General features: G+C 60.2%; 23 protein-coding genes. 15 read left to right on the forward strand and 8 right to left on the reverse strand.

Annotated features, from left to right (window positions below; genetic code table 11):
* Window positions 1-408: 408 nt before the first annotated feature.
* The 3 genes from aspA (at window position 409) to AACW87_RS01620 (ending at window position 4,584) form a co-directional block, all read left to right on the forward strand.
* The gene (gene aspA, locus AACW87_RS01610; RefSeq protein WP_098980678.1) at window positions 409-1,851 is read left to right on the forward strand and encodes an aspartate ammonia-lyase; all 1,443 of its coding nucleotides are present in this window, start codon (window positions 409-411) and stop codon (window positions 1,849-1,851) included.
* Between the two features lie 127 nt (window positions 1,852-1,978).
* Entirely contained in the window at window positions 1,979-3,298 is a 1,320-nt protein-coding gene (locus tag AACW87_RS01615) for an anaerobic C4-dicarboxylate transporter (protein ID WP_042872604.1), read from the forward strand.
* 200 nt (window positions 3,299-3,498) lie between these two features.
* Window positions 3,499-4,584 (forward strand): porin, encoded by a 1,086-nt coding sequence (locus tag AACW87_RS01620; protein ID WP_241326388.1) that lies wholly within the window; start codon window positions 3,499-3,501, stop codon window positions 4,582-4,584.
* 88 nt (window positions 4,585-4,672) lie between these two features.
* On the opposite strand, the gene mdtH is transcribed toward AACW87_RS01620, so the two are convergent.
* Entirely contained in the window at window positions 4,673-5,866 is a 1,194-nt protein-coding gene (gene mdtH / locus AACW87_RS01625; protein ID WP_241326389.1) for a multidrug efflux MFS transporter MdtH, read from the reverse strand.
* Window positions 5,867-6,075: 209 nt separating this feature from the next.
* Here mdtH and AACW87_RS01630 point away from each other — a divergent pair, with 209 nt between their 5' ends.
* Window positions 6,076-6,975, forward strand: a complete 900-nt coding sequence (locus AACW87_RS01630) for a LysR family transcriptional regulator (protein ID WP_043142060.1) — start codon at window positions 6,076-6,078, stop codon at window positions 6,973-6,975.
* 51 nt (window positions 6,976-7,026) lie between these two features.
* Here the strand turns inward: AACW87_RS01630 and AACW87_RS01635 are convergent, their stop codons facing one another.
* The gene (locus AACW87_RS01635) at window positions 7,027-8,796 is read right to left on the reverse strand and encodes a M4 family metallopeptidase (RefSeq protein WP_043142062.1); all 1,770 of its coding nucleotides are present in this window, start codon (window positions 8,794-8,796) and stop codon (window positions 7,027-7,029) included.
* Window positions 8,797-9,148: 352 nt separating this feature from the next.
* On the opposite strand from AACW87_RS01635, the gene AACW87_RS01640 reads away from it, so the two are divergent.
* The 3 genes from AACW87_RS01640 to AACW87_RS22595 are packed head-to-tail and all read left to right on the forward strand — an operon-like array spanning window position 9,149 to window position 10,470.
* Window positions 9,149-9,703: a GNAT family N-acetyltransferase gene (locus tag AACW87_RS01640; RefSeq protein ID WP_043554929.1), complete on the forward strand. Its 555-nt coding sequence runs from the start codon at window positions 9,149-9,151 to the stop codon at window positions 9,701-9,703.
* A 55-nt stretch (window positions 9,704-9,758) separates the two neighbouring features.
* On the forward strand, window positions 9,759-10,310 hold the full coding sequence (locus tag AACW87_RS01645) for a GNAT family N-acetyltransferase (protein WP_043554930.1): 552 nt from the start codon (window positions 9,759-9,761) through the stop codon (window positions 10,308-10,310).
* Window positions 10,276-10,470, forward strand: coding sequence for a hypothetical protein (locus AACW87_RS22595; protein WP_445206841.1), 195 nt, complete (start codon window positions 10,276-10,278; stop codon window positions 10,468-10,470). Before AACW87_RS01645 ends, AACW87_RS22595 begins: the two co-directional genes overlap by 35 nt.
* A 99-nt stretch (window positions 10,471-10,569) precedes the next feature.
* Here AACW87_RS22595 and AACW87_RS01655 read toward each other — a convergent pair whose 3' ends face one another.
* The 3 genes from AACW87_RS01655 to AACW87_RS01665 form a co-directional block, all read right to left on the reverse strand.
* Window positions 10,570-10,803, reverse strand: coding sequence for a hypothetical protein (locus tag AACW87_RS01655; protein ID WP_043142271.1), 234 nt, complete (start codon window positions 10,801-10,803; stop codon window positions 10,570-10,572).
* Between the two features lie 309 nt (window positions 10,804-11,112).
* Window positions 11,113-12,162, reverse strand: a complete 1,050-nt coding sequence (locus tag AACW87_RS01660) for an oxidoreductase (RefSeq protein ID WP_241326390.1) — start codon at window positions 12,160-12,162, stop codon at window positions 11,113-11,115.
* A 102-nt stretch (window positions 12,163-12,264) separates the two neighbouring features.
* Complete coding sequence (locus AACW87_RS01665; protein ID WP_043142070.1) at window positions 12,265-13,428, reverse strand: multidrug effflux MFS transporter; 1,164 nt, start codon at window positions 13,426-13,428, stop codon at window positions 12,265-12,267.
* Window positions 13,429-13,664: 236 nt separating this feature from the next.
* Between AACW87_RS01665 and rdgB the strand changes: the two genes are divergently transcribed.
* Entirely contained in the window at window positions 13,665-14,261 is a 597-nt protein-coding gene (gene rdgB / locus AACW87_RS01670; RefSeq protein ID WP_241326391.1) for an RdgB/HAM1 family non-canonical purine NTP pyrophosphatase, read from the forward strand.
* Between the two features lie 82 nt (window positions 14,262-14,343).
* A complete protein-coding gene (hemW, locus tag AACW87_RS01675; protein WP_241326392.1) occupies window positions 14,344-15,489 on the forward strand; it encodes a radical SAM family heme chaperone HemW in 1,146 nt (381 codons plus the stop codon).
* Between the two features lie 117 nt (window positions 15,490-15,606).
* Here the strand turns inward: hemW and AACW87_RS01680 are convergent, their stop codons facing one another.
* The 3 genes from AACW87_RS01680 to zntR form a co-directional block, all read right to left on the reverse strand.
* Window positions 15,607-15,825 (reverse strand): alternative ribosome-rescue factor A, encoded by a 219-nt coding sequence (locus AACW87_RS01680; RefSeq protein ID WP_043554937.1) that lies wholly within the window; start codon window positions 15,823-15,825, stop codon window positions 15,607-15,609.
* A gap of 134 nt (window positions 15,826-15,959) precedes the next feature.
* A complete protein-coding gene (locus AACW87_RS01685; RefSeq protein WP_241326393.1) occupies window positions 15,960-16,526 on the reverse strand; it encodes a dihydrofolate reductase family protein in 567 nt (188 codons plus the stop codon).
* Window positions 16,516-16,953: a Zn(2+)-responsive transcriptional regulator gene (gene zntR, locus AACW87_RS01690; protein WP_043142084.1), complete on the reverse strand. Its 438-nt coding sequence runs from the start codon at window positions 16,951-16,953 to the stop codon at window positions 16,516-16,518. Before zntR ends, AACW87_RS01685 begins: the two co-directional genes overlap by 11 nt.
* A 420-nt stretch (window positions 16,954-17,373) precedes the next feature.
* Between zntR and purH the strand changes: the two genes are divergently transcribed.
* The 6 genes from purH to AACW87_RS01720 all read left to right on the forward strand — a co-directional run bounded on the left by purH (window position 17,374) and on the right by AACW87_RS01720 (window position 24,629).
* Entirely contained in the window at window positions 17,374-18,966 is a 1,593-nt protein-coding gene (gene purH / locus AACW87_RS01695) for a bifunctional phosphoribosylaminoimidazolecarboxamide formyltransferase/IMP cyclohydrolase (protein WP_241326394.1), read from the forward strand.
* A 117-nt stretch (window positions 18,967-19,083) separates the two neighbouring features.
* Entirely contained in the window at window positions 19,084-20,373 is a 1,290-nt protein-coding gene (gene purD, locus AACW87_RS01700; protein WP_241326395.1) for a phosphoribosylamine--glycine ligase, read from the forward strand.
* 280 nt (window positions 20,374-20,653) lie between these two features.
* Window positions 20,654-21,028: a cytochrome b562 gene (locus AACW87_RS01705; protein ID WP_043142093.1), complete on the forward strand. Its 375-nt coding sequence runs from the start codon at window positions 20,654-20,656 to the stop codon at window positions 21,026-21,028.
* Complete coding sequence (locus tag AACW87_RS01710) at window positions 21,009-21,572, forward strand: cytochrome b/b6 domain-containing protein (protein WP_241326396.1); 564 nt, start codon at window positions 21,009-21,011, stop codon at window positions 21,570-21,572. The genes AACW87_RS01705 and AACW87_RS01710 overlap by 20 nt, the downstream gene beginning before the upstream one ends.
* A gap of 608 nt (window positions 21,573-22,180) precedes the next feature.
* Window positions 22,181-23,626, forward strand: a complete 1,446-nt coding sequence (locus tag AACW87_RS01715) for a site-specific integrase (protein ID WP_241326397.1) — start codon at window positions 22,181-22,183, stop codon at window positions 23,624-23,626.
* Window positions 23,619-24,629, forward strand: a complete 1,011-nt coding sequence (locus AACW87_RS01720; RefSeq protein WP_241326398.1) for a DUF6387 family protein — start codon at window positions 23,619-23,621, stop codon at window positions 24,627-24,629. Before AACW87_RS01715 ends, AACW87_RS01720 begins: the two co-directional genes overlap by 8 nt.
* Window positions 24,630-24,643: the final 14 nt, after the last annotated feature.

A 24,643-nucleotide genomic window follows, 5' to 3' on the forward strand; every position in this document is an offset into this window, starting at 1 on the left:
GGCAGCCACCGAAATAATCTTGCTGCCAACCCACCATGATATAGGTCCTTGATAATTAAAATGGGGGTACCCCCTCGTTTTTCAAGTCTGAAGGGTGATAGCACGCCGGATATTCAGAAAAAACGGCCTGCTGGACTGTGATTGAAGTCCTTGTTCTGTCAAAGTAAATCGTTCGATTGCAATATCTGTTTAATGACCACAAGTTATTTGAGGTTGTCTCAAATTTAGTGATCCAGGTCTAATATCAGATACCTCAATTGAGGTAATATCGACGCCAGTAATTAAGGGAGCAAAAAAGCCCCCAACTGCCCCACTCGATGTGTGGTGCTTCAGGATGAGCCGTGCGTAAGGAACTCGCGACCACTCGGTGAGGATCGTTTCCATTTATCTGATTTCTGAGGCATTACAATGAGCGACATCAAGAACGTCCGCATTGAAGAAGACCTGCTGGGCACCAAAGAAGTTTCCAATAATTTCTACTACGGTGTGCACACCCTGCGCGCTGTCGAGAACTTCAAGATCAGCTCTCAGAAGATTTCTGACGTTCCGGAATTCGTCCGCGGCATGGTACTGACCAAGAAGGCCGCCGCCATGGCGAACGGCGAACTGGGCACCATCCGTCCTGAGATTGCTGACAAGATCGTAGAAGCCTGCGACCTGATGCTGAACACCGGTAAATGCTTCGACCAGTTCCCGGTCGACGTTTATCAGGGTGGTGCCGGCACCTCCGTCAACATGAACACCAACGAAGTACTGGCCAACATAGCCCTCGAGATCATGGGTCTGGCGAAAGGCCGTTACGACGTCATCAACCCGAACGACCACGTCAACAAGTGCCAATCCACCAACGACGCCTATCCTACCGGTTTCCGCGTTGCCGTGGTGAACAGCACTGACACCACGCTGCATGCGCTGGAAGCGTTGATCGCCGCCTTCGATGCCAAGGCCGCCGAATTCAAGAGCATTCTGAAGATGGGTCGTACCCAGCTGCAGGACGCGGTTCCCATGACTCTGGGCCAGGAATTCCACGCCTTCGCCGTCACCCTGCGTGAAGAGATCAAGTCCATCAAGCGTTGCCAGGAGCTGCTGCTGGAAGTGAACCTGGGCGCGACCGCCATCGGTACCGGCCTGAACACCCCGCCCGAGTACTCAGCCCTGGCCATCAAGCGCCTGGCCGAGATCACCGGTCGTGCCTACGTACCGGCTGAAGATCTGATCGAAGCGACCTCCGACTGCGGCGCCTACGTGATGCTGCACGGCGCCATCAAGCGTCTGGCCATGAAAATGTCCAAGATCTGTAACGACCTGCGTCTGCTCTCCTCCGGCCCGCGCACCGCACTCAAAGAGATCAACCTGCCGGAAATGCAGGCGGGTTCCTCCATCATGCCGGCCAAGGTCAACCCGGTTATCCCGGAAGTGGTCAACCAGAGCTGCTTCAAGGTATTCGGTAACGACGTCACCATCACCTTCGCCGCCGAAGCCGGTCAGCTGCAGCTGAACGTCATGGAGCCCGTGATTGGTCAGGCCATGTTCGAATCCCTGAGCCTGATGGAAAAAGCCTGTATCTCCCTGCGCGAGAAGTGCGTCGAAGGCATCACTGCCAACCCGGAAATCTGCATGAACCACGTGCTGAACTCCATCGGTATCGTGACCTACCTGAACCCCTTCATCGGCCACCACGAAGGGGACATAGTCGGCAAGATCTGCGCCCAGACCGGCAAGAACGTCCGTGAAGTCGTGCTGGAACGCGGCCTGCTGACCGCAGAGCAGCTGGATGAAATTCTCTCCATCGAGAACCTGATGAACCCGCAATACAAAGCCAAGCGCTACACCCGCGAAGCCACCGTATAAGCGAGCAAATGGGCCGGGTTTATCCCGGCCCATAAAGTCAGTTCCCGATCGGTCTCACCCAGCCCCATCGGGAATTGGCTTTTCTGCCAAATAAAACCTAAAAAAACTGGAAAATGGAGTGTTCACTATGATTGTTATCGAGTTACTTGTCGTGCTCGCCGCTATCTATCTGGGAGCCCGGATAGGCAGTATCGGTATCGGCTTTGCCGGTGGTCTGGGTGTGCTGGTACTGACCTGGGGCCTGGGGGTACAAATTCCGAGCGACCAGCTGGTCACCTTCATCCCCTGGGACGTGATCATGATCATCGCGTCCGTCATCTGTGCCATTGCCTGTATGCAACTGGCCGGTGGCATGGACTACCTGGTGTCGCTGGCAGAAAAAGCCTTGCGCAAGAATCCCAAGTACATCACCTTCGCCGCCCCCATAGTCACCTATCTGATGACCATGCTGGCCGGTACAGGTCACACCGCCTTCTCCACCCTGCCGGTGATCGCCGAAGTGGCCAAGGAGCAGGGCATTCGTCCTTCCCGTCCGCTCTCCATCGCGGTTGTCGCCTCCCAGATCGCCATCACGGCTTCCCCGATCTCCGCGGCCGTGGTTGCCTTCTCCGGCATGCTGGAGCCGTTCGGTGTCGACTACCTGACCCTGCTGGCCATCTGCATTCCGTCCACCTTCCTCGCCTGTATTCTGGGCGCCTTCATTGCCAACATGATGGGCAAACCGCTGGAGCTGGATGAAGTCTATCTGGAGCGTAAAGCCAAGGGGCTGATCAAGCTGCGTGGCACCACCAAGCTGGAGCTGAAGCCTTACGCCAAGGTTTCTGTCTGGATCTTCATCGCCGCCATCGTGGCCGTCATGGCCTATGCCACCGCCATCTCGGGTAAAGTGGGCCTGATCGCCAATCCGCCGATCCCCCGTGACGGTGCCATCATGGGCATCATGCTGGCTGCTGCCACCATCATGACCCTGGTCTGCAAACTGGACGCCACTCAAGTGACCAACATGCCGACCTTCAAGTCCGGTATGTCCGCCTGTATCTGCGTACTGGGTGTGGCCTGGCTGGGCAACGTCTTCGTGAAAGGCAACATGGACACCATACAGCTGATCGCCGGCGACCTGCTGAACCAGTACTCCTGGCTGCTGGCCGTGGTGCTGTTCTTCGCCGCCATGCTGCTCTACTCACAAGGCGCCACCACCAAGGCCCTGATGCCGGCCGCACTGGCACTGGGTGTCAGCCCGCTGACCGCCATCGCCTCGTTCGCAGCCGTGAGCGCCCTGTTCGTACTGCCGACCTACCCGACCCTGCTGGCCGCGGTCGAGATGGACGACACCGGCTCGACCCGCATCGGCAAGGCCGTGTTCAACCACCCCTTCTTCATCCCCGGCACAGCGACCATCGCTTTCGCCGTGGCACTGGGCTTCTTCTTCGGCGGTCTGATACTCTGATCAGCATTTCATGCCATAAACCTTCAAACGGCCCGCTCTGGGCCGTTTTTTATGCCTCGTTTTTACGTCAAATCATTAATTAATCCTCATGCGCTTCAGTTTCTATCAAGGTTCGCAGATCTACTCTGGGGTATCGGAACAGAGACCGATCAACAGGGCCGAGCACAGGTCCGACAGTGTTTACACCAGAGGAATGAACAATGAAAAAGACCGCATTTACTATGGCCATCTCCAGCGTGCTGCTGGCCGGTGGTGCGCAAGCCGCTACCGTCTATGACCAGAACGGCACCAAACTCGAGATCGGTGGCCGTGCTCAAGGCATGTACTACGGTACCGATGACAACGGCGCCGAAGGTGATCAGAGCTACTTCCGTCTGCACGTTGGCGGCGAAACCAAGATCGACAACGAGCTGACCGCGTTCGGCTTCGCTGAATACAACCTGCCTGTCTCCGGCTCAGACAACGATGAGCTGCGTTTGGCTTACGCCGGCATCAAGCACGATCGTTTCGGTGCCTTCAGCTATGGCCGTCAGGATGGTCTGTTCACCAAAGCCGTGAACGACTACACAGACGTGCTGCCTGAGTGGGGCGGTGACGGCCTGGGTAAAGACACCGAAGTGTTCGGCACCGGCCGTACCAACGGCCTGGCCCAGTACATCTACACCTATCAGGGTCTGACCCTGGGTGCCCAGTTCACCGGCAACAACGATCCGCAGAACGCCGACCGTTCCGTGATGCACGGCCCGAACAGCAACTGGAATTCTGAAGGGTCTGCTGAAGGCTTCGCCCTGTCCGCCAACTATGACTTCGACATGGGTCTGAGTCTGGGTGCCGCCTATAACCAGGCTGGCAAGACCGACGAGCAGGCTGACAACGCCGCCTTCGGTGGCGACCGCGATGCCAAGCTGTACGGCGTGGGCGCCAAGTACGAAGCCGGCGATCTCTACCTAGCCGCGACCTACTCCCACGGTGAAGACCACCTGTTCGTCAACAACGGCTACGCCGAGAAGATGGATGGCTACGAAGCCGTGGCCCAGTACACAGTTGGCAAGTTCAAGCCGTCCCTGGCCTACCTGCGCACCGACGTGAAGGACAACGCTCGCGGTATCGATGACACCGCCACCGAATACGTATCCATCGGTGCTTGGTACAACTTCACCGACAACTTCAACGCCTATGTTGATTACAAGATCAACCTGCTGGACAACGTCAACGGTACCCACACCAACTCGCTGGGCAAGAACACCGACGACGTGGTCGCCGTGGCCCTGCAGTACAACTTCTAAGTAATTGGAAGTCAGTTATACCCTGTGATACCAATGTCTACTGTTTGAATTACTTCCGGCCGCCCTGCGGCCGGTTTTTTATTGCCCGTCAGATGTTGACCCGAGCGAGACTCGGCTCGCGGTGAAAGCAGTTCACCAGCAGCAGCAAGGTCGTCACGCCGACCGTCCCCAGCACCAGCCAGGGTAACCAGGGCTGCCCCTGGGCATGGGCGTAATCATGCAGGGCACCGCCCCCCACGTATCCCGTCATGCCACCCAGCGCCAGCCCCAGCCGGCTGAAGCCCATGTAACTGCCACGCGCGCCCGGCTGCGCCAGCTTGGTCATGAGGGTCTCCCGCGCCGGCTCGGCGATGACGATCCCCAGATAGAAACAGGCAAGCAGCATGAAGACGGCGGGCAACGTGGTCGCAAACGCCACCAGCCCGATACCGGCCGTCATCAGCAACACGCCCGCCATCAGCCGGCTCTCCAGCTTGAAGTGCTTCTCGCCATAACGGGCGAGAGGGTAGAGCAGCGCCAGCGAGATGGCGGTCTCCAGGGTATACATCCAGCCCACCGCAGTGGTGCTGCCCGCCATCTGTTTCACCAGGATGGGGAAGATCAGCATCACCTGCACCCAGAGCGCGTAGTAGCCGCTCAGGATCAGCACCAGCCGGCAGAAGGCCTTGTCCGCCAGCACCTGGCCGAGACCGGCCCGGATCGGAGTCGGCCGCTGCGAGAGCTTGTAGGGCGGCAGGATCAGCAGGTTGCACAGGGCCGCACAGACAAACAGACCGGCCCCCAGCAGGCAGACATACTCGAAGTCGAAGTTGAGCAGCCAGCTGCCGAGCAGGGCCCCCACCACGGCGCCCGCGCTCTCCAGCATCATCAGCAGGGAGATGTAGCGACCCCGCTGGCGCGGACGGGTGAACTTGATCACCAGGGCGGCGCGGGGTGGGTCGAACAGACAGCCCCCCAGCCCCGAGATGATGCAGGAGAGGATCAGCTCAAGCCCGCTCTGGGCATAGGCCAGACTGGCAAAGCCCGCGGCCCGCAACAGCATGCCGCCCACTATGAGTGGCCGGGCGCCAAACTTGTCCGCCAGCGATCCCCCCAGCACCCCCAACCCCTGCTGGGTCAGCTGACGCAGCCCCAGCGCCAGACCGACCACCCCGGCCGCCCAGCCAAGCTGATCCACGAAGCGCAGGCTGATCATGGGCATCACCACGAAAAAACCCAGGATCACCAAGAGGGAATCCAACGCCAAAAACCACCGCCCCAACCGCCTCGCCCGCTCTACCATGACTGCCTGACCCCTGCTTCGCTAATGACATCCAACTCGCTCGTCTCATCGCCCGGATGACGCCGTCGCCAAACCGGGTCAAGGGTGACTGCAACCCTCTGACCCGGCATGGCAATATGCCAATGCACAACGATTGATACTGCTATTCTGGAAGGCCGCCAGATATAGTGGTAGCCGACAACTGGCTATATTTCATATTGGATTACGTTATGGCTATGACCCTGGATGACTTGCAATTACTACTGGATGTGGTCAATCGCGGCAGCTTCAGCAAGGCGGCGGCCATTCGCGGCTGGTCACAACCCATGGTCAGCCAGCGGATCGCCGTGCTGGAACAGGCGCTGGGACAACCCCTGTTTCGCCGCCACAGACGCGGCGCCACGCCCACCCCAGCCTGTGAGCAGTTTCTGCCTGCGGCGGCGGCAGCCCTGAGTGCACTGGAAGGGGGACGCCTGGCGATGCAGGGGGCGCCTGCCCTGCCCCGCATCAAGCTCTCCTGCCTGCCCTCCCTGACGACCGTGGTGTTTGGCCCCCTGCTGCTGGCGCTGGTGGATGAAGCGTTCGAGATCCGCTGCAACACGGATCACTCCGGCATCATAATGCAGGAGCTGCTGACCGGTGAGACAGACGTCGGCTTCATCCTCAAGTGCCCGGCCATCGCCGGCATCCAGCTCGAACTGCTCTACCGCTCCCCCATCATAGCGGTGGCCTGCGCCACCCATCCGCTGGCCGGGCGGCAGGGGCTGACCCTGCAGGACATAGCCAACGAACGGCTGGCCCCTCAGCAGTGGGGCACAGGCTGCGACGAGCTGATCCTGCAACTGCGACTGCTGCGCCAGGTGGCGAGCCCGCTGCACGCCATCCAGCCCGCCAGCGCGGCGCGGGAACTGGCGCTGGAGCACGGCTTCATCACCCTGATGCCGGCGCTCGCCATCAGCCGGGACCTGGAGTTTGGCCGCCTGGTCCAGCTGGATGTGGTTGATCTGCCGCAGGATCACTGGGATGTCATGATGGCCTGGCGCAGCGGCAAGCGGCCCAACCCCGCCAAGGAGCGGGTACTGGAAGCCGCTCGCACCCTGGCCCGGCGCTGGTCTGGCAAACCCGCATAAAAAAGCGCCGGACAAGTCCGGCGCCAAACGCTAGGTCACATCAAGCAGGGATCAGTAAGTCGCCTTGAGGGTCACACCGGAGAAGGCGCTGAAGCCGCTCAGCTGCACATACCAGGTACCCGCCTTGGGCGAATTCAGGGTGCAGGTCTCGGTGTTGCCACTCTTGTAGGGGCGGCAGTCATAGCTGGTGCCGGTCGGCAGCGCCCCGAACTTCACGTAGAGATCCGCATCGCCTGTGCCGCCACTGCTGGCGACCACCAGCTGGCTCTTGCCGGCCGGCACGTCGATGGTGAAGTTCACCTTGCCACCCTTGGCGGCGGAGAGCCCGCTCACCGGGACCCCGTTTTGCAGCACGCTGCCGGGTGGTGGCGGTGTGGTACCGCAGGAGGCGTTGACGCCGACCGTGGTGAAGGCCGCCGCCACGTCGGTCAGGCTGTAGCCCAGATCGGTGGCCGCCTTGGTCACGCCGCAGGCGCCCTGATCGTAGGTGGTGTTGGCGCCCCAGTAGAGGCGGTTGGCCAGCACGAACACTTCGAAGGCCTTGCGGGTATTCCAGCCACTGGTGTTGGCCAGCAGGTAGAAGGCACGGTTGTAGACACCCGAGCTGTGGTGCACGTCGATGCCGTCATAGTAATCACTGGCATGACCGATGGAGCTGCCGTCCCGGGTCGGATCCTCGAAGTAGCGCAGCGAGCCGTTGCCCTTGAAGATCTGGGCCCCGACCAGCCAGTCGTTGCTGCCCTTCATGTAATTTTCAGCCGCTTCCCCCGCCATGTCGGAGAAGGCCTCGTTGATGCCGCCCGATTGGCCCGAGTAGACCAGCCCCGAGTTCTGCTCGGTGAAGCCGTGGCTCACCTCGTGGGCGGCCACGTCCAGACTCACCAGCGGGTAGAAGGTGGTGGCGCCGTCGCCGAAGGTCATCTGGCTGCCGTCCCAGAAGGCATTCTCGTAGTTGCGGCTGTAGTGCACCCGCATCTTCAGCTTGAAGCTGAGCGGCGCCGTGTTGTACCAGTTGCGGTACATGTCGAACACCACGTTGCCGAAGTAGTGGGCATCGTTGAGCGGCGAGTAGGCACCGTTGATCTCCTTGACCGTGTTCTCCGGGCAGGTGAACTGGTGTACGGCACCACCCGTGGTGGCGTGATTCATGTTGACCGTGTCCACGTTCGGGCTGGTCATGCGGCAGCTGTCGTCCACCAGCAGGGGGCCGAAGTCGGAGCCGTAGAAGTATTTGCCGGTCTTGACGTTGCCACCCGGGCCTGTGGCGTCCTTGTGGTTGATCCCCTCCCAGCGCTTGAGCTCGGCCCCGCTCTGGGCATCGATCACCACGAAGGGACGGCTCGGCTGCTCGCTTGCCGCCAGCCAGGAGACCAGATAGACCAGACGGGCCTGACCAGCCTCATCCTGCATCACGAACAGCTTGACCCGCTCGTTGCTGCCCTTGGCCCCGGCACGGGCCTTGCCAGCGGCATCGGCCGGTGACAGGGCCGCGGTCGGGCTGGCCACGTCGGCATCGATCTGGCGCAGGATCTGGCCGGAGACCTGGCTTATCTGACCACCGAGGGACTGTTCGGCCACCAGCACCTGGCCCCAGACCGGGATGCCGTGCCAGGTCTGCTCATAGCGCACCCGCTGCTGGCCATTGGGCAGCTTGACCGCCCTCACCTGACGAAACTCGCCATCCCCGGCCAGCGCGCTCACCCCCGCGGCACCGCTCGGTGCCCCCTGAATGCCCGCCACCTGATGTACGTCAACCTGTTCTGCAGCCAAGGCTGCGCTTCCCCAGCAGGCCAATACCACGGCCAAATAGACTTTGTTCATCTCGTCTTTCCTTAAGTCGATGAAGATTGCACGCCGGGTCCGTTGCCCGGCGTTCCTACACTAGTTGGCACGATCGAAATTGCTGCCTGTCATATGTGACAGCGCAGCACGAACCGGTAGCAGGATCTGCTGTTTCATATGTTTGGTAGCGAAAACATAACCAAAGGCAGTGAATGACGCTAAAAAAGGGTGGAGAATGACAAGGCCTCGTACAGCCCCCAAGACAGGCCCCTCCATATGGGGATAGCGAACGCAGGCGAGAGACTGAAAGTCCTTGGCGCACAAGGGGTTGATTGGCTACATTGGCTGTTTGGCGGCCCGCACCGGGCCAAGACGCGGCAGGGAGGTAAGGATGTTTTCATGGCAACTGGACGATGAGTTGGCGCTGCTGTTCCTGCAGCCCGACATGGCCAGCGAACTCTTCGGCCTGTGCCGGGAGAACCGCGACTACCTGACCCAATGGCTGCCCTGGCCCCCCTACATACAGCAACCGGCCGACAGCGCCACCTTCATCCGTCACGCCATCGAGAAGTTTGCCCGCGGCGAGGGGCTGACCACCGCCATCGAGTATCAGGGCGAGGTGGTCGGCGTCATCGGCTACAACCAGATCGATCAGGCGCTGGCCAAGGTCACCATAGGCTACTGGCTGGCGGAACGCTGGCAGGGCAACGGCATCATCACCCGCGCCTGTCAGGCCCTGATCCACCACGCTTTCGAGGAGATGGGGATGGAGAAGGTCGAGATCAGCGCGGCGGTGGAGAACGAGCCCAGCCGGGCTGTGTGCGAGCGACTCGGCATGCAGCAGGAGGGGATCAGCCGGCGGGCCGAACGGCTGGCGGACAGGGTGGTGGATCACGTCCATTACGGCCTGCTGCGCGATGAGTGGTTAAGGCAACGAGATCACTGATGGCCGAGGCCGCCCTGGCCGGCACCATGCCTATGAATCCACAGAGGGAACCTTGATGGCACTACCGCACCTCAGCACGGCCCGTACCCGACTCACCGTATTGCCGCCCGAGCGGGCCGACCTGATGCTGGATTTCTATCTGCGCAATCGCGCTCACCTCACCCCCTGGGAACCCAGCCGGGACGAGAGCTTCTATACCCTGAGCCATTGGCATGGCCGCCTGCGCGACAGCTATGGCCAGTTCTTCAACGGCAGCGCCGTTCATCTGGTGGCGCTCGACCCCCAGGGCGAGCAGGTGATCGCCACCTGCAACTTCACCCACATACTGATGGGCATGTTCAAGGCCTGCCATCTTGGCTATGCCATCGATCAGGCCCATGAAGGCCAGGGTCTGATGCAGGAGGTGGTCGAGGCCGGCATCGAGTACCTGTTTCGGGAGCACGGCCTGCACCGCGTCATGGCAAGCTATATGCCCACCAATCTGCGCAGCGGTGCCCTGCTCGAGCGCCTCGGCTTCGAGCGGGAGGGCCTGGCCCGGGACTATCTGATGATCAACGGCCGCTGGGAGGATCATGTGCTCACCGCCCGGCTCAACCCGGCGGTCTAACGCCATCAGGCCAGCCATATGCCAGTCCATCACACTGCGCAGCGCCGCCCTGCTCGAGCGCCTCGGCTTCGAGCGGGAGGGCCTGGCCCGTGACTATCTGATGATCAACGGCCGCTGGGAGGATCATGTGCTCACCGCCCGACTCAACCCGGCGGTCTAGGCAAGAAGGGGCTGGCCAACCGCGGGGACCTTGCCCGTCAGGCATAAAAAAACGGGTCCGGAGCTTGGCTCCGGACCCGTCTTCAGCAGAGGTGCAGGCTTAGTTGGCCTTGGCATCGCTCACTGCGGCTTCAACCTTGGAGGCAGCTTTCTCGACGGTTGCAGTCGCTTCGGAAGCAGCCTTCTCTACGGTAGAGGTGGCTTCGCTAGCGGCTTTCTCAACAGTTGCAGCAACGTCGGCGGCCGGAGTAGCAGCCGGAGCGGCGGCTTCTTCTTTCTGACCACAAGCGGTCAACATCAGACCCAGGATACCGGCTACCAGTACTTTGTTCATGTGCATACCCTCAAAAAAATATGGAGAGATGGTTCGTTCAACCATCACAGTGCGTCCTTTCACCCGGTTAGAAACCCATAGGCCGGGAGCCAAGAGGCGCGCGAAATATATCCCCATACGCGCCCAATGAAAACGAGTATCACAATGATATTTTCTCGTTGGCTGGATGAAAAGAACTGCTACAACGACAAACATTAATACAAAACACTCGCCATTCAGTCAACCTGTACAATAAAACACCGCAACTGGCGTGATTACTGGCGATAAACGGCGATTCTCCCCATTCGGGTGAGAAGCGAGGTATGCATCTCAGTCAGACAAGTTCTGACAAGCCAGCCGTTTCCCTTGCTGGTGGCTGTCACGGGCCAGATCCAGCAGCGCCATCACCGCCAGTGCCTCGCTGGCCGGCACCGGATTCTCTCCCTCCCCCCTGATGGCGGCGCAGACGCCGCGATAGTAGGCGCCGTAATTCCCCGCCTCACCGACCACAGTCTGCTGCTGGAGCTGACCATCCCGAATGCGGCTGAGCTGGCCGGGTTCGCTGTCGAGGCCCCAGTCCGCCGCCGGTGGCCGCTTGCCGAGCTTGAGCTGATCTTCCTGCACATCCATGCCGAACTTGATAAACGAGCCTTCACTGCCGTGGATGACGAAACGGGGCATGGTGGCCGACACCAGACAGCTGCCGTGCAATATCACTCTCAACTCGCCATAGCCCAGCACCAGGTGGAAGTAGTCATCCGCCAGAGCGCCTGGGCGCTGCTGCGCCAAATCCGCCTGCAGCCAGTCCGGTTGGCCGAACAGTTGCAATGCCTGATCTAGGATATGGGGACCGAGATCGAACCACAGACCCGAGCCCGGGCCGCCTGCCTCGCGCCAGCGCTGGCGCACTTGTGGACGATAGCGATCGAAGTGGGATTCGAACTGGGCGACCTGCCCCAGGGCACCTTCTACCAGCAGGCGGCGTACGGTGAGAAAGTCTCCGTCCCAGCGCCGGTTGTGAAAGATGCTGAGCAGCCGCTGCTGCTTCCCGGCCAGCTCCACCAGGGCCTTCGCCTCGGCCAGATCCAGCGCGAACGGCTTGTCGATCACCACATGCTTGCCGGCCAGCAGCGCCTGACGGGCGATGGGGGCATGGGTATCGTTCGGCGTGGCGATCACCACCAGATCCACCGAAGGATCGGCCAGCACCTGCTCCAGCGAGCCGACCCGGCAACCGGGCAGTTCGGCCTGCACCTTGGCGGCGTCCCGGCTCACCACCCAACCGAGGGAGAGCCCCGGAGTGCTGGTCAGGAAGGGGGCGTGAAAGGTCTGGCCTGCGAAGCCATAGCCCACCAGGGCGGCGTTGAGAGTCTGGCTCATCCGGTTTTCTCCACGGGTCTGTCATTAGGGTCAGGCGAGGTATCGCCTGCAAAAAAGAAGGGGGCTCATGGCCCCCTGAGTGTGCCCATCAGAGCACAGGATTTATTGCAAACACAAGCGCCGGCCCTGCCGGGTCAACAGCAGCAACAGCGGCGGCAACAGCAGCCACATGTGCAACGCCAGCTGATTGAGCGGATCCGGCATCAACCAACCTGTGATCCCCACCAGGGCGCCAGAGCCGCTCATCTGGAACAGACCGAGCAGGGCCGCCGCCGTCCCGGCGCAGTGGCCGAAGGGGGCCAGTGCCATGCCGGCTGCCGCCCCCAGCACCATGGCAAAGCCGATGCTGGAGAAGAACACGGGCCCCATCATGGCCAGCGGATGCTCGACGTGCTGCACCAGGGTCAGTGCTATGGCCGACAGCGTGATCACCAGCAGGCCGATGCGCAGCGTGCGTCTCGGCCCCACTCTGGCGATGAAGCGGGGCGCCAGGAAGCAGGCCAGTATGTTCAGCGCCGCATTGGCGGTGAACCAGTAGCTGAAGCCGCTCATGTCCAGCCCCAGCTTCACCATCAGCTGCACTGGCGCAGCCGTGACATAGGCCAGGATCACCGCCATCGCCAACATGCAAAGAGAGGCGTTGAACAGGAAGCTCGGGGAGCGCAGCACAGGGCTGTAGCGGGACCAGCTGATGAGCGGGCCGCTGCTACTGGTCTCGTCCGGGCGGGTCTCCGGCATGCGCCACAGCAGCCAGCTGCCGACGACGACCGCATAACCGGCCATGAACCAGAAGTTGGCAGACCAGCCAGCCTTGGCGGTGAGCCAGCCGCCGAGCAGCGGCGCCAGCGCAGGAATGAAGCAGATGGCGCCGTTCAGGTAGGAGATCATCTGGCCGCTCTTCTTGGGGCCATAGCTGTCACGCACCACAGAGAAGGCGGCGACCGAGGTGGCACAGGCACCGAAGCCTTGCAGCACCCGCGCCAGCATCAGCTCACCCAGGCTGGCGGCAAAACCGGCCGCCAGTGCGCTCAGGCCGTAGAGCAGCACGCCGCCCAGAGCGATGGGCTTGCGGCCATAACGGTCGGCGAGCGGCCCTACCAGCAGCTGACCCAGTCCCATGCTGAACAGGAACCAGGTGATGGTGCCCTGCATCAGGGTCACTTCGGCACCGAGCTGCTCGGCCATCTGCGGGATGGCGGGCAGGTAGATGTCGATGGCCAACGGACTGAACAGCACCAGCAGGACAAGCAGAAGAATCAATGGCATCAGTCACCTCAAGCCGTAAGGGAAAATCGATTGGGGCGCGAGTCTACTGACTCACAGTAATGAATTGAAATGGTATTTAATCACTTTGGTTATTCCTATATGGAAACATGTATGTTGTTGGCATCTCCACCGGGGTCACAGGAGTGGCAAGCCAGGGCGGTATTGAGGGCAATTGGCGCTTTTACTCAAGGCGTGCCCCGCATAGAATGCGCAGATTATTTTTGCGGAGGTGCTCGATGAACAAGCTTGTCCTGGCAACAGGTAACCAGAAAAAGGTGAAGGAATTGGCCGCCATGCTGGCCGATATGAAGATCCAGGTGATCCCACAGAGCGAGTTCGCTGTGCCTGATGCCGAAGAGACAGGCACCACCTTCGTCGAGAATGCCATCATCAAGGCCCGCCACGCCGCTCGCATCACGGGTCTGCCCGCCGTCGCCGACGATTCGGGTCTGGAAGTGGATCTGCTGCACGGTCGCCCCGGCGTCTACTCAGCCCGCTTCGCCGGCGAGCATGCCAGCGACAAGGACAACATCGAGAAGCTGCTGGCCGAGCTCAAAGGCGCCCCCGATTACCTCAAGAGCGCCCGCTTCTGGTGCGTGCTGGTCTACATGCGCCACGCCGACGATCCCACCCCCATCATCTGCCAGGCGAGCTGGGAGGGGATGATCATCGACGAACCGCTCGGTCAGCACGGCTTTGGCTATGATCCCGTGTTCTTCGTGCCCGACCATGACTGCACCTCGGCCCAGATGCCGAGCGAGCTGAAAAACCAGCTCAGCCATCGCGGCCAGGCGCTGGCCAGGCTGAAAGCCGCGCTGGCGGCAACTCACTGAGTCCGGACCATACGCCGGCACGCATTTCATCTACAATGGGGGCCGTCAGCCCCCGTTTTTATGTTTGATTATTGGAAGCCCCATGCTGCAACTGCCGCCCCTCTCCCTCTATATCCATGTGCCCTGGTGCGTCCAGAAGTGCCCCTACTGCGACTTCAACTCCCACGCCCAGAAAGGGGAGCTGCCTCACCTCGAGTACGTGGCGGCCCTGCTGGAGGATCTGGATCAGGATCTGAAGTGGGCCCAGGGGCGTCCGCTCTCCTCCATCTTTATCGGTGGTGGCACCCCCAGCCTGTTGACGGTAGAGGCGATGCAAACCCTGCTGGATGGGGTGCGCGCCCGTATCGCGCTGACCCCGGATTGCGAGATCACCATGGAGGCCAACCCGGGCACGGTTGAGGCGGACAAGTTCGCCGGCTTCCAGCGGGCTGGCATCAACCGCATCTCCATCGGGGTGCAGAGCTTCCAGCAGGAGAAGTTGACCCGGCTCGGCCGCATCCACGGCCCCGAAGAGGCGCGCAAGGCCGCCGAACTGGCCCACGCCATCGCACTGCCCACCTTCAACTTGGATCTGATGCACGGTCTGCCGGATCAGAGCCTGGACGACGCCCTCTATGACCTGCAGAAGGCCATCGACTGCGCGCCGCCGCACCTCTCCTGGTATCAGCTCACCATAGAGCCGAACACGGCCTTTGCCTCCAAGCCGCCCACACTGCCGGAGGATGACACCCTGTGGGACATCTACGAGCAGGGTCACGCCATGCTCACCGCCCAGGGCTATCAGCAGTACGAGATCTCGGCCTATGCCAAGGCGGGCTATCAGTGCCGCCACAACCTCAACTACTGGCGCTTCGGCGATTATCTCGGGATCGGCTGCGGCGCCCACGGCAAGATGACGGATCTGGCCTCCGGCCAGATACTGCGCAGCGCCAAGGTGAAGCACCCGAAAGGCTATCTGGATCCCGCCCGTCCTTATCTGGACAAGCAGTGGCAGGTGAGCGAGGACGAACTGCCGCTGGAGTACTTCATGAACCGGTTCAGGTTGTTCGAGCCGGCCCCCAAGGCGGAGTTCGAAGCTTACACCGGCCTGGGCCTGGAGCGGGTGGAGACCATGCTGGCGATTGCCCAGACCAAGGAGCTGATCGAGGATCTCGGCGACAGCTGGCAGCTGACGTCCCTCGGCCATCGCTACCTGAATGTGCTGCTCGAGCTCTTTATGGATGAATGAGCACCAGCTCACTGTCTTGCTGCAAGACCGGGATCTCGTTTTGCAGACAGAGAAAAACAATCGGGGCGCCATTGGCGCCCCGATTGTGTTTACTTCCTGCCTTCGGCAGAAACCCGCTCAGCAGCAGACGCTCATCATCTGCTGTTGGCCGGGCTCCCACCGCTTGCCGTGCTTGGCCTTGCGCTGATAACTGCCCTTGCCCTTCTTGCTGGGCTCAACCCTTGCCTGGAACAGGGGGGAGGTCACCAATGCCTTGAGGTGATTGTCCTGGATGACCCCGCGCTGATGATCGTGAGCGGGCTCTGTGGTGGCGATGGCCACCTTCTGCTTGGCCATATCGGCTCCTTTGCGATGGCTGACTCTAATAAGCGATTGTTCAACGCCTGGCCGAAGTGGATCCCCAGGTGGCGAAAAACGCGCCGATTGTGCGCCTCCCCGAAGCCCAGTGCAAGCGGGGGTGGCGCAAGGATTCAGGCGGCGGGCGGCAAGGATCCCGGCCGGTAGGCGACCCGCACCAGACCACTCGGCAGCAGAGTGCTGGAGGCGGGGTTGAGGCCGCCGGGCAGGGCCCCGGCAAACAGCGGCACGCCGGCCCCCAGGGTGACCGGCACCCAGAACAGGGTCAGCTCGTCGACAAGCCCGGCTTGCAGGCCCTGGCGCACCAGATGACCACCGTCCAGATAGAGGTGGCGCGCCCCCTCCAGCCACAGCTCGCTCAGTACCTGCGCCAGGGCGCCTTGCCGGAAAGAGACGTTCACAGCCGGCTCGGCCGACCTGTGGGTCAGCACCATCACCGGCTTGTCACCGTAGGGCCACTCCGGGAAGGCGCGCACGACATCGAAGGTGTTGCGCCCCATCAGCAGTGCATCCGCGCTCGCCATCAGGGCGTTGTAGCCGGTCTCCTCCGGCGAGTCGCCGGAAAAGGGGGTCAGCCAGTCGAGACTGTCCCCCTCCCCGGCGATGAAGCCGTCGAGGGAGAGCGCCAGGAAGGCGGAGATCCGGGGGCGCGGCTTGGTGCTGATAGATTCAGTGCTCATGATCGTGATGCTCGTGGCGGGACGGGGCTCCGGACTCCAGGGTCTCGAGGATGGCGCAGTGCTCCGCCGAGCGCGGGCCGCCACAGCAGATATTGGAGAGCTCGCGCAGGTTCTCGCGAAAGCGGGTCAGCTCCATGATCTTCTGCTCCACCTGGGCCAGCTTGGTGTCGGCCACCGCCTTCACCTCCTGACAGGTGACTTTGGCCTTGTTGGTGTCCAGATCCAGCAGCTCACCTATGTCGGCAAGGGAGAAGCCCACCGACTTGGCACGTATGATGAACTCCAGTCGCCGCCTGTCCTGCTCGCCGTAGAGGCGGTAGCCGGACTCGTTGCGGATCCCGGGCGAGATGAGGCCGTTCTTCTCGTAAAAACGCAGGGTATCCGCCTTTACCCCGCACGCCTTGGCCAATTCCCCGATCCGATACATGCCCTCTCCCCCATTGGATTTGCCGTTCAAAAAACCGGAACCCACTATCGCCCCTTTGCCAATGGATTGCCAGCCAGAGGCAGAAAACGGGCAAGCAAAAGGTGCCGCGGTCACTTTTTTCCATCAAAACACTGAAAAGACAAACGTTTCACAAAAAACCGCCAGAAAACGTTTAACACCGCACCAGACAAGGCTTTGTCACCTTAAAAAATCCACCACGGCTCACATTTTTTGTGTAGAATACGCGCCCACAAGAGAGCGTCGCGTCAAGCGGGCATTTCCTAAAACACGTTTGCCAACAGCAGGTCTTTTTGGCGAGAGTGGTTTGCGAAATCCCCCACTTCCATTTATTTGGGGACTCTCTGTGTTGAGCCTCGTCTCCCATGGAACGGTCCCCGTTATGCTGAGGACGATAGTGTGATGGAACAAGCTCGACCCATTCGCCGTGCACTGCTGAGTGTGTCTGACAAGACTGGCATCCTGGAATTTGCCAAGGCACTCAACGAACGTGGCGTGGCCTTGCTCTCCACCGGCGGCACCGCCAAGCTGCTCGCCGACGCGGGTCTGCCGGTGACCGAGGTCTCCGACTACACGGGTTTCCCCGAGATGATGGATGGCCGGGTCAAGACCCTGCATCCCAAGGTCCACGGCGGCATTCTCGGTCGTCGCGATCAAGATGACGCCATCATGGCTCAGCACGCTATCTCCCCAATCGACATGGTTGTCGTCAACCTCTACCCCTTCGCCGCGACCGTGGCCAAAGCGGGCTGCACCCTGGCCGATGCGGTCGAGAACATCGACATCGGCGGCCCGACCATGGTTCGCTCCGCCGCCAAGAACCACAAAGACGTGGCCATCGTCGTCAAGGCAGCCGACTACGCGCGCGTGATCGCCGAGATGGATGCCAACGGCAACAGCCTGCAGCTTGCTACCCGTTTTGACCTTGCCATCGCCGCCTTCGAGCACACAGCCGCCTATGACGGCATGATCGCCAACTACTTCGGCACCATGGTGCCTAGCTATGGTGACAACAAGGAGGGCGATGCAGAGTCCCGCTTCCCGCGCACCTTCAACAGCCAGTTCATCAAGAAACAGGACATGCGCTACGGCGAAAACAGCCATCAGGCTGCCGCCTTCTATGCCGAAGAGCAGGCCGCACCGGGCTCAGTCGCAAGCAGCCAACAGCTGCAGGGCAAGGCGCTCTCCTACAACAACATCGCCGATACCGATGCGGCGCTGGAGTGCGTGAAGGAGTTCAACGAGCCGGCCTGCGTCATCGTCAAGCATGCCAACCCCTGTGGCGTGGCCATAGGTGACAACCTGCTGACTGCCTACGATCGCGCCTACCAGACCGATCCCACCTCGGCGTTTGGCGGCATCATCGCCTTCAACCGCGAACTGGATGGGGCCACCGCCGCCGCCATAGTCGCCCGCCAGTTCGTGGAAGTGATCATAGCCCCGAGCGTCAGCCAGGCAGCCCGTGACGCCGTTGCCAGCAAGCAGAACGTACGCCTGCTCGAATGCGGCCAGTGGACTGCGCCGGCCCAGGGCTTTGACCTCAAGCGGGTCAACGGCGGCCTGCTGGTGCAGGAGCGGGATCTTGGCATGGTGACCCAGGACGACCTGAAGGTGGTCAGCAAGCGCCAGCCGACCGAGGCCGAGCTGAAAGACCTGCTGTTCTGCTGGAAAGTGGCCAAGTTCGTCAAATCCAACGCCATCGTCTACGCCAAAGAGGGCCAGACCATAGGGGTCGGCGCCGGCCAGATGAGCCGGGTCTACTCCGCCAAGATCGCCGGCATCAAGGCCGAGGATGAAGGGCTGACGGTGGCGGGCTCCGTCATGGCCTCCGATGCCTTCTTCCCGTTCCGCGATGGCATAGATGCCGCCGCGGCCGCCGGCATCGCCTGCGTCATCCAGCCGGGTGGCTCGATGCGCGATCAGGAGGTGATCGACGCCGCCGACGAACACGGCATGACAATGGTGTTCACCAACATGCGCCATTTCCGTCACTGATGGGTCAGGGTCGCCGCTGGCGGCCCTTTTGTTGTCTCTTTTCCACTGACTATTTTCAACCGGCGACGCGCCATCTGCGGGCTGAGCCGGTTACCACGAATAGAAGCGAGCGATACGATGAAAGTACTGATCATTGGCAACGGCGGTCGTGAACACGCCCTGGCCTGGAAGGCCAAACACTCCCCACTGGTACACCACGTCTTCGTGGCACCGGGCAATGCGGGCACCCAGCTGGAGCCGGGCGTCGAGAACGTCGCCATCGAGGCGACCGACATCGAGGGGCTGCTGGCCTTCGCCAGGGAAAAACAGATAGGCCTCACCATAGTCGGGCCGGAAGCACCGCTGGTGAAAGGGGTGGTCGATGCCTTCCGCGCTGCCGGTCAGCCCATCTTCGGCCCGACCGCCGCCGCCGCCCAGCTGGAAGGCTCCAAGGCCTTCACCAAGGATTTCCTGGCCCGTCACGCCATTCCGACCGCCGACTACCAGAACTTCACCGAGGTGGAGCCGGCACTGGCCTACCTGCGTGAGAAGGGCGCCCCCATCGTCATCAAGGCCGATGGTCTGGCGGCGGGCAAGGGCGTGATCGTCGCCATGACCCTCGCCGAGGCGGAGGAAGCGGTGCGCGACATGCTCTCCGGCAATGCGTTCGGGGAAGCGGGTGCCCGGGTGGTGATCGAAGAGTTTCTGGACGGGGAAGAGGCGAGCTTCATCGTCATGGTGGATGGCGAGCACGTGCTGCCCATGGCCACCAGTCAGGATCACAAGCGAATCGGCGATGGCGACACAGGCCCCAACACAGGTGGCATGGGGGCTTATTCCCCGGCCCCTGTGGTGACGGCTGACGTGCACCAGAAGGTGATGGAGCAGGTGATCATGCCGACCGTGCGTGGCATGGCGGCCGAAGGTAATGTCTATACCGGCTTCCTCTACGCCGGCCTGATGATAGATGGCCAGGGCAACCCCAAGGTGATCGAGTTCAACTGCCGTTTCGGCGACCCGGAAACCCAGCCCATCATGCTGCGGATGCAATCCGATCTGGTGGAACTCTGCCTGGCCGCCTGCGCCGGCAAGCTGGATCAGAAGGAGGCCATCTATGACCCCCGCGCCGCCATCGGCGTGGTGCTGGCAGCGGGTGGTTATCCCGGCGACTACAGCAGCAATCGCCCCATCAGCGGGCTGCCGGTGGATGAAGTGGCCGGCGAGAAGGTATTCCATGCCGGCACCCGGCTGGAAGGGGATACCAGCCTGACCCAGGGTGGCCGCGTGCTGTGCGCCACCGCCCTCGGCCATACCGTCGCCGAAGCCCAGCAGCGGGCCTATCAGCTGGCGGCTCGCATCAAGTGGGACGGCCTCTTCTACCGCAAGGACATCGGCTGGCGTGCCATCGAGCGCGAGCAGCAGCAGTAATTTCCACCTGTGACACACAGATTATGATCGGGGCCTGCGGGCCCTTTTTCATATGGTGCGACCGGCTGGATTTGTTAACGGCTCTCACCCTTGCCCCAGGGGGATCCCTCGCCACCGCCCTCACATTTTCCCCTCTGGCGTTACCATTTGTGACAAAAAACAGCAATTTTCACAAACAGTTCACGGTGGCTCATGGCATCATGCCTGTCATGAACGCCAAATAAGGGTTCATAAGAAACCAATCTAAATTGATAAGCATGTCGTTAAATAAGGAAATCCCATGTTGAAAACTGTTCGCCCCCTGTTGCTGCCCCTGATGTTTGGCCTGATGACCCTGCCCGCCATGGCCGGCGAGCTGGAACAACCGATGAAGAAGATCGGCTTCAACTACAAGCAGGCCGTCAAGGCCGGCGACGCAGCCTCCATGGAGAAACACATCAACGAGATGAAGGCTCAGCTCGACGTCGCCAAGCAGAAGAACATGCCGGCCGCCAAGAAAGAGAAGTTTCTGGAAGGCATGAACGAAGTGCAGACCGAGCTGGATGCCAGCCTGGCAGCCCTCAAGGCGGGTGACGAAGCCAAGGCGCGCGAGCACCTGGCCAAGGTCAATGACCTGAAGAAGGAGTACCACAAATATGCCAAGCAAAAAGGCTGAGCCCTTTCACTGGGATAGTCTGGTCCGCCTCACCCACTGGGGTGTGGCGGCCGCCTGTATCGGCAACCTCTGGCTCAACGAGGCCGGGGAAGAGTGGCACGAATGGCTGGGGTATGCCGCCATGGCACTGATCAGCCTGCGCCTGGTGTGGGGGCTCTCTTTCGCCAGGGGCCATGCCCGGCTGCGAGCCCTGATCCCGAGCCGGGCAGATTTTCGCCAGCAGGCCGTGGAGTTGCGTGAACGCACCCCGGCGACCCCAGGCCATCACGGCAGCGGCAAGCTGGCGGCATGGGCGCTCTGGCTGACCGTACTGGCCACCGCCGGTAGCGGCTGGTTCCAGAACACAGAGCTGGGTTTCGAACTGGGAGCCGACGACTGGCACCTCTGGTGTACCTGGGCGCTGCAAGGGCTGATCGCGCTGCACCTGACGGCCCTCGCATTCACCTCCTGGCGCCAGCGCAGCAATCTGGTGGCACGCATGTTGCCTGCGGTGCGCGGCGCACGCCCGCAGCAAGCGCCGGCGCGTCAGGATCAGCACTCCTGACATGTCAGACAGACCAGCACCCCTGGCCGGGTCTGTCCCTTGTCGACTCACCATTGCCCTCTATTCCGCCGATCTGGATCTAGGCTGTTAAATAGCCAGAAACAAAAAGGCCGCTCATGATGAGCGGCCTTTTTACGGAATTTGGTGGCCCCTGCCCGACTTGAACGGGCGACCAATCGATTATGAGCGTGGGAAAAACGCATTTTACTGTATTTACGTACAGTATATGATGTTATATAAATCAATACCTTAGGCTTCATCGCTCATTTTATGACCTTCCCCACTCTTCCCCCATATTCTCCCTCTGACGTATCCTATACGTATCCTTTTTCGACCAATCGATTTCTAGGATACCCGGATCGATTGGTCGGCCAAGAGCAGGCTAGCCAGGGAAAGGAGCAGCAAACGCCACTCCCCCCCCCTTGGGCCAAAAAGGTCGCATAGGGTTTAAATATTGAGGTTACAGAGGTTACAAGGTTACAACCTCCTACAAGCCACGGTTTAACTGGGTTTGTTTGTAACCTCACCATAAATAGTCAGAGGTTACAGAGGTTACAAGACCTGTCTTGCCTGCCCTTCCTCTGGCTAGCCTGTTTTGTGGGAGGAAGATGAAAGCGTTCAAATTCACCAAGGCCACGATCGATGCACTGCCCCCCGCACCAGAGGGGAAGCAGGTCGAGTACTGTGATGCCATGGTGCAGGGGCTGAGGCTCCGGGTCGGGGCCACTGGGAGCAAGTCGTTTAGCGTGGCCAAGAGCAAAGAGGGACGCTTTATCAGGGCGACCTTGGGGCGCTACCCGGCACTGACCATCGACATGGCCCGCGCCAAGGCGTTGGAGATCCTGGGCGATGTGGCCATGACCGGCCAGAACCCTAACGTGATCCGGCGTGAGCAGGACAAGTTGAAGGTCACTCTGGGCGAAGCCATTGATGCCTACCTTGCCAGCCGGGGGGATCGGATCAGGTCGGAGACAGCCAAGCACTACCGCGCCGATCTCAACAACTACTCCGGCGACTGGATGACGATCTGCTTGCTCAAACTCACTAGGGAAAAGATCGAGGTACGGCACAAGGCCATCACCGAGGGCTTGCCCGGTTCTTGGCATGGCGCGGCCCGCGAGTTTCGCAAGGCGGGGACCGGCAAGGGCAGCAAGGCACAGGCCGACCGCTGGGCGCGTACCCTTCGGGCCGTGTGGCGCTTTGCCCGCGACCATTACCGGGACGCCAATGATCGGGTCATGCTGCCTGAGCCACCCACCGAAGTCTTGAGCAGCAAGCGCCTCTGGCACAATAGCCCCAGACGCAATGACCGGATCCGCACTCACGAACTCCGGCGCTGGCTGGATGCGGTGGAACAGGTCAGGCAACACGCCATCGACTGGCGAGACGACACCACCGCCACCGTCTGCGATGCCATCGACATGGCACTGTTTACCGGCTTGCGCCGCTCCGAAGTGTTCCAGCTCACCTGGGATCGCGTCAGTATGAGCGGCGGTTACTTCTGGATTGATAAGACCAAGAACGGCGACCCGCTGGAACTGCCGATCACCGAAACCCTGCTCACCATCTTCCGCCGCCGCTGGCACTGGAACCTCAAACAGAGCCTGTTCGTATTTCCTGGCCGTAACCCTGATCGTCCCATTCATGAGCCGCGCCGGGTCATTGCCAAGATCTGCGCCGCTACCGTGCCCCACCCGAACCCGGACGGCCTGCCGCCGCTCGAGTTCAAATGCCACGATGCCCGCCGCACCTTTGGCACCGTGGCCGAACTGGCCGAGGTCGGCCAGTACACCATCAAGCGGCTGATGAACCACCGCACTCTGCGCAGTGCTGACGTGACGCAAGGCTATATCCATTTCACAGCGGACGAGCTGCGTAAACCGGCGACCAGGATCGAGCGGGATATTTTGGAATATGCAGGCCGCCTGGATAGTACAAATAATGCCAATAGCAATCTAATGACTATTTTTGCAACGTTATCAGAGCAGGAGCAAAGACGCTTATTGCTAAGCCTGCATGAAGCCCCGAATAATAGAGGAGAGAACGGTGTTTAAAGCTGATTACATGGAAAATGAAGAGTTCAAACTCTCTCTAAAAAATGGTGTGATGCACACTAAAATAATCACTGCCTTTCAAAATGAAAAATATAAAAACATTAGTGAATTAACCACTCAAGAGGTAATTGAACAACTTCACTTGCGGGCTAATATCCATGACCTGTTAGTAAATAATGACCCAGCCGCAGGCCACTATATCGAGCCATGGCTGAAAATGTATCTATCCGACAGCCTTACTATTCATCGGCCAGATGACATACAAATAAATATATTCGACTTTATGAAAGAAAGGTTCGATGCAACAAAGATTAGAGAAATAATAAAATCGACTGGAATTTCAGAAATAACTACATTAAGAGAGATCCGGGCCAAGGCATACGAACTACAAGCTTTTATGAACGACATTATATTGGATGAGCCAAAGGTACTTTCATATCTGAACAGTGTGACACCACTATCCGTTGAAAAAGTCTATGAAATGGCACGGGTTGCAGAGTCTAAAGAACTAAGTCCTGTCGACTCGTTCAGTGCACATCATACCATTGAAGCCAATATTGATGTTTTTGCGCCAAAACTCCAATATTCTCCAGGTGAAAACATTGTGGTGGCAATCAACTTAAGTCACTACACAAACAAAGAAATCCTCGAGGATATAAGTCGTCTGCTGGACACATGGCGTCAGGAGTGCGCCATCGAATTAAGACAAGACAGCATGAAGGTAAGTAATAACTCACTGAGGAAAATCATTACCAACAAATACATTATGCTGCTAGATACGATGATCGCCAATCAGCTTTACCCTGGTGTTATTAGTGATGAGTTAATTCTTTCACTAGTATACCCACACTTAAATATAGAGCCTGAGTCATTGCGAAAAACATATAGGAAGAATGCACTGGCTTTTGCTGACGTACAATGTTTAAGGACCTGGGAAAGGACACTGACTCATGCTGGGGTATGGGATATGCCAATTCAGCAAGCAATAACAGAAGACTTCTAACAGCACAAGTAAAA

The organism is Aeromonas sp. MR7, from assembly GCF_963899385.1.
Classification (GTDB): domain Bacteria; phylum Pseudomonadota; class Gammaproteobacteria; order Enterobacterales; family Aeromonadaceae; genus Aeromonas; species Aeromonas bestiarum.

Excerpts from the sequence above, each read along its gene's own strand:
- aspA (WP_098980678.1), top strand. The coding sequence starts at position 409 with ATGAGCGACATCAAGAACGTCCGCATTGAAGAAGACCTGCTGGGCACC.
- AACW87_RS01615 (WP_042872604.1), top strand. The coding sequence starts at position 1,979 with ATGATTGTTATCGAGTTACTTGTCGTGCTCGCCGCTATCTATCTGGGA.
- AACW87_RS01620 (WP_241326388.1), top strand. The coding sequence starts at position 3,499 with ATGAAAAAGACCGCATTTACTATGGCCATCTCCAGCGTGCTGCTGGCC.
- mdtH (WP_241326389.1), bottom strand. The coding sequence starts at position 5,866 with ATGGTAGAGCGGGCGAGGCGGTTGGGGCGGTGGTTTTTGGCGTTGGAT.
- AACW87_RS01630 (WP_043142060.1), top strand. The coding sequence starts at position 6,076 with ATGGCTATGACCCTGGATGACTTGCAATTACTACTGGATGTGGTCAAT.
- AACW87_RS01635 (WP_043142062.1), bottom strand. The coding sequence starts at position 8,796 with ATGAACAAAGTCTATTTGGCCGTGGTATTGGCCTGCTGGGGAAGCGCA.
- AACW87_RS01640 (WP_043554929.1), top strand. The coding sequence starts at position 9,149 with ATGTTTTCATGGCAACTGGACGATGAGTTGGCGCTGCTGTTCCTGCAG.
- AACW87_RS01645 (WP_043554930.1), top strand. The coding sequence starts at position 9,759 with ATGGCACTACCGCACCTCAGCACGGCCCGTACCCGACTCACCGTATTG.
- AACW87_RS22595 (WP_445206841.1), top strand. The coding sequence starts at position 10,276 with ATGTGCTCACCGCCCGGCTCAACCCGGCGGTCTAACGCCATCAGGCCA.
- AACW87_RS01655 (WP_043142271.1), bottom strand. The coding sequence starts at position 10,803 with ATGAACAAAGTACTGGTAGCCGGTATCCTGGGTCTGATGTTGACCGCT.
- AACW87_RS01660 (WP_241326390.1), bottom strand. The coding sequence starts at position 12,162 with ATGAGCCAGACTCTCAACGCCGCCCTGGTGGGCTATGGCTTCGCAGGC.
- AACW87_RS01665 (WP_043142070.1), bottom strand. The coding sequence starts at position 13,428 with ATGCCATTGATTCTTCTGCTTGTCCTGCTGGTGCTGTTCAGTCCGTTG.
- rdgB (WP_241326391.1), top strand. The coding sequence starts at position 13,665 with ATGAACAAGCTTGTCCTGGCAACAGGTAACCAGAAAAAGGTGAAGGAA.
- hemW (WP_241326392.1), top strand. The coding sequence starts at position 14,344 with ATGCTGCAACTGCCGCCCCTCTCCCTCTATATCCATGTGCCCTGGTGC.
- AACW87_RS01680 (WP_043554937.1), bottom strand. The coding sequence starts at position 15,825 with ATGGCCAAGCAGAAGGTGGCCATCGCCACCACAGAGCCCGCTCACGAT.
- AACW87_RS01685 (WP_241326393.1), bottom strand. The coding sequence starts at position 16,526 with ATGAGCACTGAATCTATCAGCACCAAGCCGCGCCCCCGGATCTCCGCC.
- zntR (WP_043142084.1), bottom strand. The coding sequence starts at position 16,953 with ATGTATCGGATCGGGGAATTGGCCAAGGCGTGCGGGGTAAAGGCGGAT.
- purH (WP_241326394.1), top strand. The coding sequence starts at position 17,374 with ATGGAACAAGCTCGACCCATTCGCCGTGCACTGCTGAGTGTGTCTGAC.
- purD (WP_241326395.1), top strand. The coding sequence starts at position 19,084 with ATGAAAGTACTGATCATTGGCAACGGCGGTCGTGAACACGCCCTGGCC.
- AACW87_RS01705 (WP_043142093.1), top strand. The coding sequence starts at position 20,654 with ATGTTGAAAACTGTTCGCCCCCTGTTGCTGCCCCTGATGTTTGGCCTG.
- AACW87_RS01710 (WP_241326396.1), top strand. The coding sequence starts at position 21,009 with ATGCCAAGCAAAAAGGCTGAGCCCTTTCACTGGGATAGTCTGGTCCGC.
- AACW87_RS01715 (WP_241326397.1), top strand. The coding sequence starts at position 22,181 with ATGAAAGCGTTCAAATTCACCAAGGCCACGATCGATGCACTGCCCCCC.